Below are 14197 nucleotides of genomic sequence, written 5' to 3'. Positions count from 1 at the left end.
ACCATAGCGCAAACTTTATGCTTCAACGCGGTGCGTGTCCTGTCTGCACATGCAGGACACGGCCTTCTGCCACTTTTATCCTTTAGGGAGCGCTTATGGCCTTCAGCATTCAGGACACGCTCAAACAGTCTCACGATGCCGTTCCGTTTTCCAAGCAACAGATTACAGACATGCTGGCCCTTCCACCTGATTCCGTAGAGAGCTACGCAATCATGGCCGAAGCCAAACGCATTTCCAAAAGTCTGACTCAGGACCGGGCCGAAGTTCATGGCCAGTTTGCCATTAACCTGTCCCCCTGCCCCAAAAACTGCAAATTCTGTTCTTTCGCAGTCTGCAACGGGATTTTCAAAAAAGCGTCACAGCTTTCTCCAGAAGAGGTGGTAGAACATGCCACCATGCTGGAATCACAGGGTGTTAATGCCATTTACATCATGGCGACAGCCAATTATCCTTTTGGCAAATTCTGTGAAGCAGTGCAGGAAACCAGAGCACAGCTCAAGCCAGAAACCATGCTCATTGGCAATGTTTCTGACCAGGAACTTGATGGCGCACAAAAGCTGGCAGACGCTGGCCTCAATGGTGTGTATCACGCCCTGCGCCTGCGCGAAGGCATCGACACCGGACTCCAGCCCGAAGCCCGCAAAAACAGCATCCGCTCTTTCAAGGATGCAGGGCTTGTTGTTGGCACCTGCGTCGAACCAGTCGGCCCAGAACACAGCAACGAAGAGCTTGCAGAAATGATTCTGTTCACCGCAAGCTTTGACCCTGCCTTTAGCGGTGCGGCACGCCGTATCGAAGTTCCCGGAACCGAAATTGCGGCCCGGGGCATGATTTCCGAACTCCGCATGGCTCAAATTGTGGCAGTCACCCGCCTTGCCATGCCGCGGAGTGTGACAGGCAACTGCACTCACGAGCCATATTCGCTGGGCGCTGCCGCAGGTGCGAACCTGTTTTGGGCAGAACTTGGCGCAAACCCGCGAGACATCAAGGAACACACGGAAGAAGGCCGTGGCTTCACGACCGGCAAATGCTCAGAACTCTTTCGGGATGCTGACTGCGGCATTCTGAAAGGCCCGTCGCAGTTCTTTCGAAAACACTGACAACTGACGATCACTCAGGACAGCAGATCATGAACAAATCGTATATCGCCTCACTGTTTGTGGTTCTGGTTCTGGCCATTGGTGGCGGGGTCTGGTTCTTCATGCACCAGACTCCAGAAACCACCCCAGTCACAGAGCAGGACACAGACAGCACCAACTCCAGCGTCTACACTCAAAAAATTCCTCAAACCTCCAGTCCTGAAAGCTCTGCTTCACAGGAAAAAACAACTCAGGACGCCCCTGCCGAGCCAGAGGCCAGCATGGAAGAGCGCAACGGCATGGAGCCCGAATCGCTTGCCAACAGCACAGACCCCGCAGAAAAGCCCGAGCCTCAAACCGACAGGCTGGTACGCCCTGCATTTATTCAGGACCTTGCCAGCATGTGCCTCAAGAGCTACCTGCCGCCTCACAGCATGGGGAACGCCACCCGCAGCCCGCTGAGCACACTCAGTTTCAAAAAGCTCAACATGCACTATGGCGTAGACATGACCGGGCTTGAGACAGGAACCCGTGACGTCATGAAGGCTCGGGACGCCGTCTTTTCTTACCTGCTGACGCCACGCATCATGAGCACGGTCTACAGCATTTATGCCGACAGCTTTGTTCAGGAACTGTCTGAGCAGGCAACGCACAGCTATTACGACTTCACTCCGGGTGGTGCCGCCATTGAAAGCCGTGTCATGAACGCCAAAGAATGCCAGCAGATGCGCGAATACTACGCAGAACTTGTGCGTGAGGTCGGAGCGACATTCACGACCCTCGGCTCTCACGAAGAGTTGCCTGAGACCATGCGTCGCTATCGCAAAGCCTCCAAACGAGTCACAGAGGCCTACATCGCCTTTGCTGATCTTGAAGCACAGGGAGCTTCCTCTAAACGCCTCGACAACCTCTCGCAGGAAATCAAGCAGGCACTGGGAGAACGCGAACACATGAAGAGTGTCATCCTGAGCATGGCTCCAGATGCAGACTCCCGAAGCCTGCTCGCACACAGTGACATTCTGGACATCGCCAACTGGATTGCCCGCCGCTTCAAGGGGACAACCAACGCCCTTCCCGCGATCCAGACTATTGGCACCCTGAGCCAGCAACTTGCTGGAAAACTGGAACAAAAACAGTCCATTCCCACTGTAGCGCAGCCACAAACCGCGCAAGAGACTGTTGCTCCAGCAGAATAGCTTCTCAAATTCTCCACAACACAAAGAAAGGCAGGTGTCTGAAACACCTGCCTTTTTGCATTTTTGTAAGCACGTACAAGCACGTCGTGCGTTTTACTTCAAAAAACTGCGTTTTTCCCCGTCTTTTACGGCAAAAACAGACTCTTTCCGCCTATCTTTCATGAATAAAGCTATACTTAGATATTTTCCATTGAGAAAATCGTAGAGTCTCTATCCCACAAAATAGTAAACCACTCCCACAAAAATAATAGAACACACGCGCAAGGTTTGGTTAGCGGCAATAAGTTTAAGAGCCTGCTTGGGGCGAAAAATGCCTGCGTAATAGGGAAACTGATGCCGGAGCGCCCGCATAGGGGAAGAAAGGACATTGCCCAGAAGCAGGGCCAAAACGATTTCCCGAACTCCCAGAGAGCCGCCCTGCAAAAGCGCACCAGCAGTCGCCAGACCAGCAGTAAACTCTGCGGCAACGTGAAAAACAACAATGGACAAGGCCTCGGCAGGAAGCCATGAAAAGATGGAGACATGCGCGCCCAGAAAGCCTTCCAGAGCCTCAAACGCCCCGTAACGCTTCAGGAAAAAGATCGCGACAAAGATCGGAATCGTGATGCGGGTAATCTTGCGGATACGTTTTTTGAAGCGCATCCACGTCTTGCGCAGCGCGGCATTCCAGTCCGTGCTGGCATGTTCCTCCAGACGGCAGGGCACACAGCCCGGCTCCAGCGGTGGCAGGGCAAGACGCCCCAGACCAATAATAAACAGCGTCCGCAAAAACGCGGCGCACAGGGTCAGCCCAACATACACCGCGGCCGCTTTCCCAATAAACGGCACCGTGATGAAGAACAGCGTTGGCATATGCAAAAAATACGTTGGCAAGCTGTTAAAAAGATTCGAGATCATCAGCTCTTTATCTGACAGCTTCCCCTGCTCATGCGCCTCGGCCAGCATCGTATTCGCAGTGACGCCCGAAAAAAACGCCATTGAAAAACTTGCGCCAGTAATATCCTTGAGGTGCGCAATGCGCGTAATTGGTTCTGCAACACGCGCCACAGCACGAGTCCAGTTCAAAGCCTCAATAAGGTTACCAATCAGCAGACCAAGAGAAATAAAAAACATGAGGCGGCACAGTGGCCAACCAAGGCCGTGCCAAAGGGTATTCCAATCCATGTGCTCATCCGAAAGTTAGAGTCATCATGCGTTTTCGCGCAACAAGGCACTGTACTGTATCGTGCCCTCACCCAAGAGTACAACCCAGGCGCCTCTTGCACTTACTGAAAAGTCCCTCACTTGCCAAACGCCCTCACGTTAAGCTTTAGCGAACAAGTCTTTAGAAATTCTGATTATAACAAATAAAGCTTTGTCTATTTCATATAGAAAATACAGCACAAAAAAGACGAGCCTTCCGTAAAGAAAGGCTCGTCCATACACAATTACTGCACGCGCAAAAGCTTGTGGGCAGGAATTCTTAACTGCTTACGCTTCCTGCATCATCCAGACCATGCGGCCAACAACTTTTTCACTGTAGTCTTCAATGGAAATGTGCTGGTCAACGTGATTCGGATTTTCTGCTTTCAGGACAAACAGGTTGGCCTGAGAGTCAAAGTAGATCCGGCGCAGGACCAATCCCTCAAAAGGTACCAGGACGCCGTAAATTTCTCCAGAAGTCACAGACTTCTGATCGCGATCCAGACCAATGATAGCCTTACGGCGAATCAGGGGTTCCATGCCGGAACCATCAACCTGAACAACCAGAAGGGAGTCACGGTTGAAGCTGGACGGAATAATGATTTTTCCTTTAGCGATGGGCTTCCACTGACCTTTTTCAGTCAGATCGCCAGACATGCCATAATAGGAAACAACCTGACCTGCAGCCATAGGATCGCCGTAGGACGTTCCTTCTTCGTGAAGCGTTTCAGAAAGCGCAGGCTGGTCAAAAGGCTGATAGCCTTCTTTGGTCTTGATGTACTTCGGTCCCCGGCCCATGGCCAGCCAGTCTGGATTAAGACCAAACTTGCGGAACAGGGTCAAAAACCAGTCAGCAGGCACAGAGTCGCGTCGCTTTGCATCAGAAATGCTGGACTGACGGATGCCCAGCACGTTTGCAAGCTCGACCTGGGTGCGGGTGGATGTCGCATCTTTAATGCGCTCCACAACCTGCACAAAGCCTTGCCCATACTTAGAACTAATCTTGCTCATTCGTCTTGTCCTCAGATCCCACTCTTCGTTCTTGACAAGCATATCTGCTAATCTATATAGTCCATCCCGAAGAGGGAATTTCATGCAAAAACAGTTAGGTAAAATCGTTGACCGTGCCCCCGCTAATCGTCAAGCAGCGCTTCGCGCTTGGTTAGCGTACCATGACGTACAAATGAAAGACCTTGCACACATGATTGGAGTCCACCCTTCCATGATGACACACATAGTGAAAGGGAACCGGTCTCCTGCCAAACGTATTGAACAGCTCGTTGCGCTGGGAGTGCCGCGACACCTTCTTCCCAGTCCGTCCCGACCGCCGGGAAGACCCCCACGCAAAGCTCAGTTTAGCGTAGACTAGCCGAACACATGGTCTTCCAACCTGTGGTCCAATATTCCGAGAGCGAGAGTGAAGAGGAAGAGAATCATGGGCACGGCTGACTAGAATCCGGAAATGTATCGACCATTCCGATTGATTGAGCCATAATCAATTTTTTTACTCATTGCGAGTGTGACTAATCATAGTAATTAAGTCTTCTTTGTCAATTACCCTATAGTGCAAGCTGACATTTTAGGCTCTAATTGTCTGTTTTTAATGATTATAAATATTAGACAGATCGGTATTCACACTATTGTCAAAAATAGACCCTCTCATTGGCCTATAGAGTAATATACCGGAAATAAATGCAAAAAAAAGAAAGGCACCCATTTTCATGGGTGCCTTTCAATTAATTGGTCAGACCAATTACTTCATATATTTTAAAAACTCATTATTCGGCGTCAGCACAACGCGAGTATTATTCTTGAAGCTCTTTTCGTATGCTTCAAGACTCTTGGCAAAAGAGTAAAACTCGGGAGATGTTTTCAGGGCATCTGCAAAAATACGAGTTGCTTCTGCCTCACCCTCGCCTCGCAGGACCTCGGCCTTTCTTTTGCCTTCGGCAACAAGCAGTGCCCGGTCACGGTCCGCTGCAGAACGAATCTTTGCAGCTTCCTCCTGCCCTTCCGAACGGTACTGCTTGGCCTGACGCTGACGTTCTGCCTGCATGCGGCCAAAAATAGCCCGTTCATTCTCGGACGGAAGATCCGTTCGCTTAATCCGCACGTCCACAATTTCAATGCCATATTCGCTGATGAGCTTGGATGCCCGTTCAGTGACTTCCTGCATAATCTGCGGGCGCTTTTGGTTCACGACCTCGACCAGTGTGTAACGGCCAAGAGAAACACGAAGCTGCGAATAAATGATGTCCTCAATACGAGACTTGGCGTTCTCTACCGTGCGCACGGTCTGATAGAATTCCAGAGGATCAACAATGCGCCACTTGGTGAAATTGTCCACCAGCATGTTTTTCTTGTCGAGCGTCAGAATTTCTTCTGGTCTGGCATCATGTTCCAGCACACGGGCATCAAACGGTAACACGACCTGAATAAACGGAATCTTGAAATGCAGGCCCGGAGCCTTCACGCCACCAACAGGCTTGCCCAGCTGGAGCACAATAGCAACCTGCGTCTGATCGACGGTGTAAAAGCTCTGCGTCCCAACAAGCAGGAGCACAGCAAGGCCAACAATAAGGGAAATCGCTTTACTGGAGGACATTTCTATTCCCCTCCTTTCAGAACTCGGGTTCCATGCCCAAGAGGACTGAGCGGCAGATACGGCACAGCTCCGCGCAGGGCATCACTCGACATCAGAATCTTTTCCATGTCCTTGGACGAGAAGATTTTTTCCATGGTCTCAAGATACATGCGGCGACGGGTAATATCCTTGGCCTTGGCATATTCCGTGTACACAGACAGGAAGCGGGCTGCTTCACCTTCTGCACGACGAATCTGCTGCTGCTTGTAGGCTTCGGCCTCATTCACCAGCACAGCCGCCTGACCACGGGCCTTGGGCAGGATGTCATTCTTGTAGGCCTCGGCTTCATTAATGAAACGGCTCTTGTCCTCACGGGCAGAAGCAACATCCTTAAATGCATCAATAACTTCTTTTGGAGGATGGACATTCTGGAGCTGGACCGCCACAATGCGAACCCCGAGCTTGTACTTGTCAGACATGTCCTGCATCAGGGTCTTGGCTTCGGTCTGAACCACAAGCTTGTCAGAGGTCAGAACTGAATCAATACGGCTCCGGCCAATGATTTCGCGCATTGCAGCTTCGGCGATGTTCTTGACGCTTTCTTCCTGATTTTTCACATTAAACAGGTAGTCCCGTGCATCCTTAATCAGGTACTGCACAATAAACTGCACGTCGACGATGTTTTCATCGCCAGTCAGCATGAGGGATTCCTGAGGAACATCCTGAAAGGATGCCTGCGAGAAGTTTCCAGAACGTCGCGTACTGCGAAGACCAACTTCGACCCGTCGAATCTGGGTCACCTTGGGTGTCTGGACCCGCTCAATCGGGAACGGAAGGTGATAATGTGGACCGGGACCACTTTCCCCGCTGTAGGCACCAAAGCGCTGAACAACGCCTATTTCGTCAGGACCAACAATGTAAATACCAGAGGCAAGCCAGCCAAGGACAATCAGGCCAAGCAGAAGACGCCACGCCGGAAAGCGAAAATTCCGGAAGCGATCCCAGTCAATGTTCACATCATTGAGCTGAGGACCACCACCGCCGCCACCGGGCTGAGTCTTCCGTTTTTCCTGGAGTTTTTCCCAATCCCAATTCATAATAACCCCATTATTTTCAGTAATGCATAGGCCAGAAACAGCCGTTCGTCTGGCCTCTTTGAGCTGCATAACACAGCTTTCGTAACACAGAAAAAAAACGTCGTGCTTGTAAATTTGGGAACCGAAGTTTAAGTCTAATATGGTAAAGCCCTGTTCCGCAATCTTTACTCACGACCTTGTGCGGACCAAATCGGAGGACACATGAAAGCAATTAACCAGGAAATATTTCGTGCCTACGACATTCGAGGCATTGTAGATCAGGATTTTGATCCTGAATGGGTCGAAACCCTCGGAAAAGCCTGCGGCACATATTTCCGCCGTCATGGGTACACACAGGCCGTGGTTGGCCACGACTGCCGCCATTCTTCACCTGTGTATCAGAAAAGCATGGTTAACGGACTGCTCTCAACGGGCGTTGATGTTGTTTTTCTGGATATGGTTGCCACACCGCTGTTCTACTTTGCCTGCAAAAAGCTCAAAAGAAAAGCAGGTGTTATGATTACTGCCAGCCACAACCCGCCGGAGTTCAACGGCTTTAAGGTGTGGGCAGGCGAAAGCACCATCCATTCCGAAGAGATTCAGGAAATTTACAAAATCATGGCAGCTGGTGAATTCGAAACTGGTTCTGGCCTTGCCAGCCAGCACGACATCACCCCAAGCTACCTTGAAGATCTGGCCTCCCAGACCACGCTCAAGAACCCCGTCAAGGTTGTTCTCGATGGTGGCAACGGCGCAGGTGGCGAAGTCTGCCGCGAACTGCTGACCCGCATTGGTGCAACAGTTATTGACCAGTACTGCGAACCTGATGGAGATTTCCCGAACCATCACCCCGATCCGATCGTCCCTAAATATATGACTGATCTTATTGAGCGCGTAAAGGCCGAAGGTGCAGACCTCGGCATCGGGCTTGATGGTGATGGCGACCGCATTGGCGTTATCGACGAACAGGGCAACATGATTTATGGCGACAAACTGCTTGCCATTTATGCCCGCGCCCTGCTGGAAAAGCACCCCGGTGCAACAGTCATTGGCGAAGTAAAATGCACCCATCTCATGTACACCGATATTGCCAACCACGGCGGCACCCCGATCATGGGCCAGACAGGGCACTCCCTAATCAAGGCCCGCATGCAAGAAACAGGAGCGCTTCTGGCTGGCGAAATGAGTGGACACATGTTCTTTGCTGACCGCTACTATGGCTTTGATGACGGATGCTACTCCGCACAGCGCATCGTAGAAATCATGAGCGAAAAGCACGGCCAGCCCATCAGCCAGTTCCTGAGCGACTGGCCCACCACATACAACACGCCAGAAATCCGCAAGGACTGCCCTGACAGCATTAAATTTGACGTTGTCAAACGTGCACAGGACTATTTCCGTGAACGTTATGATATAATCGACGTTGATGGCGTACGCATCACCTTTCCGGATGGATGGGGACTGCTTCGCGCCTCCAACACCCAGCCCGTGCTTGTTCTGCGCTTTGAGGCAGAATCCCCTGAACGGCTGGAAGAAATCCGCAAGGTCATTGAAGTCCCTCTGGCGGAGTGGATTCAGGAAATGTCCTAAAAACCAACCTTTTCGCGGAAAAAAAGGGGGAGCACAGACTCCCCCTTTTTTTCCGCAGGAGGCTGAGCCATGAAAATTTTGCGCGCCAGCCATATGGAACGCTGTATCGGCTGCCATAGTTGCTCTCTGGCCTGTGCCAGACTTGTCCACAAAACTCTTTCATGGGACCGCTGCGGCATACGCATTGCCTCTGCTGGCGGACTCACCACGGGCTTTGAAGCAAAAACCTGCCTCGCCTGCGACCCTGCTCCCTGCTCTCTTGCCTGCCCCACAGAAGCCATGCGCCAAAGAAAAGGCGGTGGCGTGACCTATCGCTCCAAGCTCTGCATTCACTGCGGGCAGTGCGCCAAAGCCTGCCCTGTTGACGCCATCTTTATGAGTCCCGATGAAAACGCACCCTATGTCTGCATACACTGCGGCCAGTGCGTGAACTTCTGCCCCCAAAACTGTCTGGAATTTACCGAAAAGCCCACACATCCCAAGCAGACAGGAGGCTCATCATGACCGATCGCGCCTTTCATATTTTGCACATGGACCTGAACACAGGCCGAGGCAAGCGTCAGGACTTTTCGTCTGTCGCAAAGCACCTCGGTGGTTCGTCCCTTGCCGCTGCACTGTTTGAACATTTTGGAAGCACCGAGCTTCCTGCTCACGATATTTCTCAGCCCCTCATCTTCACCATCGGCCCTCTCACGGGCTTTTTCCCCCTTATGAGCAAGGTCGTCTGTGCCTTCAAGTCCCCATACAACGAACAGTTTGCCGAATCACATGCAGGTGGCCGTCTGGCCCTGTCCATGCGCTTTGCAGGCTATGACGCCATTGTCATCACCGGACAGGCTCCAGAACTCAGCTTCCTGCGCATTGGCGGACGGCACATTGAGCTGGAACCCGTCCCCTACCTGCACAACTTTGACGTTTTTGCCGCAGGCAAATACCTTCGGAAACGATGCCCCACTGACGGGCATGGCAGCATCATTCGCATTGGGCCTGCTGGAGAACACAAAAACGCCTTTGCCTGCATCAATGTCGATTCCTTTCGACATTTTGGCCGCCTTGGCTCTGGCGCAGTTATGGGGAACAAAAATCTCAAAGGCATTGCGGTCCTCGGGGATGCAGAACAGGAACTGCCCCAGTCCAAGGAATACAAAGACCTGTTTGCGGACATCTACAAGGACGTGACCAAGCCCGGTATGATGAGCAAATACCACGATCTTGGTACCGCAGAGAATCTGCTGGCCCTAAACGAACTCAAGGCCCTGCCATGGGACAACCTCCGAAAGACCACCCGTCCGGAAATTGATGGCATCTCTGGCGAACGCTTTGCCAAGGAATTGCTTCTGCGCCAGACAGCCTGCGCAGGCTGCCCTGTCGGCTGCATTCACATAGGGCTTCTTCGCGAGCAGTTCGCCGACGAAAATGAATACCTGTACCGGCAGGTCTCCTATGACTATGAGCCAATCTTTGCCTGTGGCTCCATGCTCGGCCTGACGCAGGCCTCTGACGTGCTGGCAGTCATGGACGAGTGCGAGCGCGAAGGGCTGGACGTCATGAGTGCGGGCGTTGCCCTTGCCTGGGCAGCCGAGGCGCTCGACAAAAAGCTCATCAGCACCGCCGAAACCATTGTCGAGCTCAAAAGTGGCGACAAAACCGGATTTATTCAGGCCATGCCCCACCTTGCGCGCAGTACGAACGAATTTTACGCCGCACTTGCCAAGGGAGCACTGCACGCCGCCAGCATATTCGGTGGAGAGGACTTTGCCTGTGTTCTGGGGCAGGAAATGGCAGGATATGCCACAGGTGAAGTGTATTACGTGTCGCAGGCTTTGGGCTTTCGGCACTCTCACCTCGACAGCGGCGCCTACAGTTATGACCAAAAAATAGAACCGGGCGATCAGGACGCGGACGCAGCCGTAGACTACATGATCGACGATGAGCACAAGCGGGTTATGCTCACCTCTATGGTGGCCTGCCTGTTCTCGCGTAAGGTCTACACCCCGGAACGCCTTGCAGCCGCCCTCAGCTCTCTTGGTCTGAGTGATGCGGCAAAACGTCTTGATGCCGCAAGTCGAGAAGGTCAGCGTCTGCGCTGGCAACTTAAAATCGACAGTGGTTTTGCCCCGGAATCAGTCAAAATCCCAAAACGTTTTCTCGAAGTAGAGACCTGGAAAGGCCCCATTGATGGAGGCTACGTCGAACAGCTCAAGCAGCACTACGCCGCAGCGATTCGCGAACTGATACACAAGGAATAAGCGCATGCCCGTCAACAGCTCTGCTCTAAAGGATTTCGCCAGTACACACAAAAAACCTCTCGCCATATCCGGAGCACTTCTTTTTGCCCTGCTCGTGGCACTCTTTGTGTTTGGACGCGACTCTGATGCACCCCAAGTTTTGGAAACAGGCACCGTCAGCAAAGGAACCATTCAAAAAAGCCTCGACGCCACAGGAATCATCAAGGCGCAGGTTGGAGCCATCGTCAAAATTGGCGCACAGGCCACAGGGCGCATCACGTCCATGAATGTCCGGGTTGGGCAGCGGGTCAAAGAAGGCGACCTGATTGCGGTCATTGATGACCGTGAGCTGCGCGCCGACGAACGAGAGGCCCTTGCCCGTCTGGACCGCTCCCGCTCTGAGCTGGAGCGGGTCGAAGCGGTGTACCCTCTCCAGATTCTGGAAGCGACGGCCAACCTTGATGCGGCACGTGCGGAGTATGACTACAGCAAAGACAACCTGCGTCGTCAGAAGCGCCTCTTCAAGCAGGAACTCATTGCCAAAGACACGCTTGACGACGCCTTTCAGAACTCCAAGGTCAAAGGCAACATTTTTCGCGCCCGGCAGGCCGCAGAGAGTCGCCTGACAGCCGAGTTCAAAAAGGAAAAAGTCAAAGCCCAGAAAAGCATCATCGAAGCCGAGGCAAACCTTGCCAGCATCAGGACACAGCTTTCTTACACCCGCATCATGAGTCCTCTCACTGGCGTTGTAAGTCAGGTCACGGCGCAGGAAGGCGAAACCGTGGTCTCTGGCCTTCAGGTCACAAATCTAATTACGGTTCTCGACCCAACGCGTCTTGAGATGTGGATTTATGTCGACGAAACCGACATCGGGCAGGTTGAGCACGGAATGCCTGTTGAATTTCAGGTCGATGCCTACCCCAATGCCGTCTTTCACGGCACCATAGACCAGGTCTACCCAGAGCCTGAAATCCGGGACAACATTGTCTATTATCAGGCCCTTGTCATTGTGGACACCAACACGGCAAAGCAGCTGCGCCCAGAAATGACCACCCAGTGTCGCATCATTGTTTCGGCCAAGGACGATGTCCTGACCCTGCCCAATGCCGCACTCAAGTGGATTGATGGCACCCAGACGGTCTTTTTGGTCAATGGTCGCCGCGTCAGCAAGATTCATCCCAAGCTTGGGCTTGCTGGAGCCGAGCGCACTGAAATTCTCGAAGGACTTTCCGAAGGTGATTCCGTGGCGACCCGTCTCGTTCTTTCCGGCACAGGGGCAAAGAAATAATGACCGACACATCTCTCATCAGCCTCAAAGACATCACCCGGGAGTATGTGCAGGGCGACAACGTGACAAAGGTTCTTCGGGGCGTCACCCTCGACATCCTGCAAAACAGCTTTGTTGCCCTGACTGGCAGCTCCGGCTCAGGAAAATCCACGCTGCTCCACATTCTTGGTCTCCTCGACCGCCCCACGGCCGGGACATACACGCTCAACGGTTCTCTTGTGGGTACGATGGACGATGATGAACTCAGTGGATTGCGCAATGCCTCCTTTGGCTTTGTATTTCAGAGCTTTTATCTCGTCCCCTACATCTCCGCGCTGGAAAACGTTCTCCTCCCCGGTCTCTATGGTCCAGAGTCACGAAAGGCCCTCACCGAGCGTGCAGAAGACCTGCTCAACCGAGTGGGACTCGGCGACAGGTCAAGCTTTCGCCCTTCCCAGCTTTCTGGTGGGCAGCAGCAGCGCGTCGCCCTTGCCCGCGCGCTTATCAATCGCCCCAGCATCATCTTTGCGGATGAACCAACAGGGCAGCTCGACAGCAGCACCAGCACAGAAATAATGGAGCTTCTTTCCAAGATTCACGACGTCGGGAAAACCGTGGTCATCGTGACTCACGACGAGGACACCGCCGCCTATGCCTCCACCCACATTCACCTCACCGATGGCCGCATCGCCGATGTCTAGGCTCCTGCACGTTCGACGCGCCGCGCGTTTTGCCGCGCAGGCCGTACGGGCCTACCGTCTCCGCTCTCTCTTCGTCATATCCGCTATTGCTCTAGGCATTGCGGCCCTGACCATCATTGTCACGTCCATCGATGGTGCAGAACGTCGCACCAAGGAAATCATGTCGATGTTTGGCCCTGATGCTGCCTTTGTGCTTGGTGGCGACATCAAAAGCCGAGCTGTTGGGCAACGGAATCAGACGCTTTCGTGGTCGGATGTCCTCCGTTTGCGCCAGTCTCTCCCCGGAGCCTATCTTGTGGTTCCCATGCGCGGCATCAGCAACATCACGGCACGAGCTGGCAACAAAAACTTTGAGGTGCCCACCATTGTTGGAGCCACAGAAGGCTACGCCGAGGTCTGGAACTGGCCGCTTGCCGAAGGCCGCGATTTCACCCGCGAGGACGTCATGCGCGGCGCAAAAGTTGCGCTTCTTGGTTCCGCCGTTGCCGAGGAACTTTTCGGTAACGAAACACCCCTTGGCCGCACTATTTTTTTACAGAATCTTCCCGTACGTGTTGTCGGGCTTCTCACCCATCGCGGTTTTTCTGGCGGTGGCAACAACCTTGACGAACGCGTCATCATCCCCCTCACGACGCTCACCCAGCGCTTCAATCTTGATCGCAAATATTTTCGTGCCCTGCGCATCAAGTTTCGCGATGCCCAGAACATGCCGCAAAACGCCGAGAATTTACGTTCTCTTTTGCGTCACCTCCACAAGCTTGGCCCCGGCGATGACGACGACTTTACCATTCTCACTGCCGACGAAATCATCAAGTTTGTCGGGATGCTCAAGGGTGGCCTCGTTATTTTTCTCGGCGTCACAGCAGCCGTCGCCATGATTGTTGGCGGCTTCGTCCTTGCGAACCTGTTTTACATCAGCGTCAACGAGCGCACCGCAGAAATCGGTCTTCGCAAAGCCGTTGGCGCCAAGAGTTGGGAGCTGACGCTCCAGTTTTTATTTGAAGCCGTTATTTTAACCTGTCTTGGTGCCCTTCTCGGAATGATTCTCGGCATGGCTCTTGGGCAGACACTCAGCAGTCTCGGTATTTTGACCATTGAATTTTCTTTCAAGGTTTTTGCCCTCTCTCTCCTCTCTGCGGCGCTCATTGGTCTCATTTTTGGCATTCGCCCCGCCCGCAGCGCTGCACGAATGGCACCAGTCGACGCCCTCCGCGGCAAGTAAGCTTCGCTTGACGCAAAGCTCACCCGCTTTATACCCTATTTATGTTTTTTTCTGCCCACGGCTGACTTTCGC

General features: G+C 53.0%; 12 protein-coding genes. 8 read left to right on the top strand and 4 right to left on the bottom strand.

The annotated features are described in order from the left end of the window. The first annotated feature begins 95 nt into the window (after nt 1-95). Entirely contained in the window at nt 96-1100 is a 1005-nt protein-coding gene (locus B5D23_RS01170; RefSeq protein WP_078683558.1) for a radical SAM protein, read from the top strand. 29 nt (nt 1101-1129) lie between these two features. Beyond that, complete coding sequence (locus B5D23_RS01165; protein ID WP_078683557.1) at nt 1130-2275, top strand: flagellar basal body-associated FliL family protein; 1146 nt, start codon at nt 1130-1132, stop codon at nt 2273-2275. Nucleotides 2276-2485: 210 nt separating this feature from the next. Here the strand turns inward: B5D23_RS01165 and B5D23_RS01160 are convergent, their stop codons facing one another. From B5D23_RS01160 to hflK, 4 genes are all read right to left on the bottom strand, one after another. Beyond that, entirely contained in the window at nt 2486-3439 is a 954-nt protein-coding gene (locus B5D23_RS01160) for a hypothetical protein (protein WP_078683556.1), read from the bottom strand. A 306-nt stretch (nt 3440-3745) separates the two neighbouring features. Next, entirely contained in the window at nt 3746-4468 is a 723-nt protein-coding gene (locus B5D23_RS01155) for a LexA family transcriptional regulator (RefSeq protein ID WP_078683555.1), read from the bottom strand. Nucleotides 4469-5210: 742 nt separating this feature from the next. Next, the gene (hflC, locus tag B5D23_RS01145; RefSeq protein ID WP_078683553.1) at nt 5211-6062 is read right to left on the bottom strand and encodes a protease modulator HflC; all 852 of its coding nucleotides are present in this window, start codon (nt 6060-6062) and stop codon (nt 5211-5213) included. A gap of 2 nt (nt 6063-6064) precedes the next feature. Then, a complete protein-coding gene (gene hflK, locus B5D23_RS01140) occupies nt 6065-7138 on the bottom strand; it encodes an FtsH protease activity modulator HflK (RefSeq protein WP_078683884.1) in 1074 nt (357 codons plus the stop codon). A gap of 201 nt (nt 7139-7339) precedes the next feature. On the opposite strand from hflK, the gene B5D23_RS01135 reads away from it, so the two are divergent. From B5D23_RS01135 to B5D23_RS01110, 6 genes are all read left to right on the top strand, one after another. Further along, nucleotides 7340-8707: a phosphomannomutase/phosphoglucomutase gene (locus B5D23_RS01135; RefSeq protein ID WP_078683552.1), complete on the top strand. Its 1368-nt coding sequence runs from the start codon at nt 7340-7342 to the stop codon at nt 8705-8707. 69 nt (nt 8708-8776) lie between these two features. Next, complete coding sequence (locus B5D23_RS01130; protein WP_078683551.1) at nt 8777-9211, top strand: 4Fe-4S binding protein; 435 nt, start codon at nt 8777-8779, stop codon at nt 9209-9211. After that, a complete protein-coding gene (locus tag B5D23_RS01125) occupies nt 9208-10956 on the top strand; it encodes an aldehyde ferredoxin oxidoreductase N-terminal domain-containing protein (RefSeq protein WP_078683550.1) in 1749 nt (582 codons plus the stop codon). Before B5D23_RS01130 ends, B5D23_RS01125 begins: the two co-directional genes overlap by 4 nt. A 4-nt stretch (nt 10957-10960) precedes the next feature. Next, nucleotides 10961-12223, top strand: a complete 1263-nt coding sequence (locus tag B5D23_RS01120; protein WP_078683549.1) for an efflux RND transporter periplasmic adaptor subunit — start codon at nt 10961-10963, stop codon at nt 12221-12223. Continuing rightward, nucleotides 12223-12903: an ABC transporter ATP-binding protein gene (locus B5D23_RS01115; RefSeq protein WP_078683548.1), complete on the top strand. Its 681-nt coding sequence runs from the start codon at nt 12223-12225 to the stop codon at nt 12901-12903. Before B5D23_RS01120 ends, B5D23_RS01115 begins: the two co-directional genes overlap by 1 nt. Continuing rightward, on the top strand, nt 12854-14125 hold the full coding sequence (locus B5D23_RS01110) for an ABC transporter permease (protein WP_233813592.1): 1272 nt from the start codon (nt 12854-12856) through the stop codon (nt 14123-14125). Before B5D23_RS01115 ends, B5D23_RS01110 begins: the two co-directional genes overlap by 50 nt. Nucleotides 14126-14197: the final 72 nt, after the last annotated feature.

This window comes from Desulfobaculum bizertense DSM 18034, assembly GCF_900167065.1.
GTDB lineage: Bacteria > Desulfobacterota > Desulfovibrionia > Desulfovibrionales > Desulfovibrionaceae > Desulfobaculum > Desulfobaculum bizertense.
Note: the sequence above shows the minus strand (reverse complement) of the source record. Positions and strands in the feature narration are given on the sequence as shown.

Excerpts from the sequence above, each read along its gene's own strand:
- B5D23_RS01115 (WP_078683548.1), top strand. The coding sequence starts at position 12,223 with ATGACCGACACATCTCTCATCAGCCTCAAAGACATCACCCGGGAGTAT.
- B5D23_RS01120 (WP_078683549.1), top strand. The coding sequence starts at position 10,961 with ATGCCCGTCAACAGCTCTGCTCTAAAGGATTTCGCCAGTACACACAAA.
- B5D23_RS01125 (WP_078683550.1), top strand. The coding sequence starts at position 9,208 with ATGACCGATCGCGCCTTTCATATTTTGCACATGGACCTGAACACAGGC.
- hflK (WP_078683884.1), bottom strand. The coding sequence starts at position 7,138 with ATGAATTGGGATTGGGAAAAACTCCAGGAAAAACGGAAGACTCAGCCC.
- B5D23_RS01170 (WP_078683558.1), top strand. The coding sequence starts at position 96 with ATGGCCTTCAGCATTCAGGACACGCTCAAACAGTCTCACGATGCCGTT.
- B5D23_RS01110 (WP_233813592.1), top strand. The coding sequence starts at position 12,854 with ATGCCTCCACCCACATTCACCTCACCGATGGCCGCATCGCCGATGTCT.
- B5D23_RS01165 (WP_078683557.1), top strand. The coding sequence starts at position 1,130 with ATGAACAAATCGTATATCGCCTCACTGTTTGTGGTTCTGGTTCTGGCC.
- hflC (WP_078683553.1), bottom strand. The coding sequence starts at position 6,062 with ATGTCCTCCAGTAAAGCGATTTCCCTTATTGTTGGCCTTGCTGTGCTC.
- B5D23_RS01130 (WP_078683551.1), top strand. The coding sequence starts at position 8,777 with ATGAAAATTTTGCGCGCCAGCCATATGGAACGCTGTATCGGCTGCCAT.
- B5D23_RS01160 (WP_078683556.1), bottom strand. The coding sequence starts at position 3,439 with ATGGATTGGAATACCCTTTGGCACGGCCTTGGTTGGCCACTGTGCCGC.
- B5D23_RS01155 (WP_078683555.1), bottom strand. The coding sequence starts at position 4,468 with ATGAGCAAGATTAGTTCTAAGTATGGGCAAGGCTTTGTGCAGGTTGTG.
- B5D23_RS01135 (WP_078683552.1), top strand. The coding sequence starts at position 7,340 with ATGAAAGCAATTAACCAGGAAATATTTCGTGCCTACGACATTCGAGGC.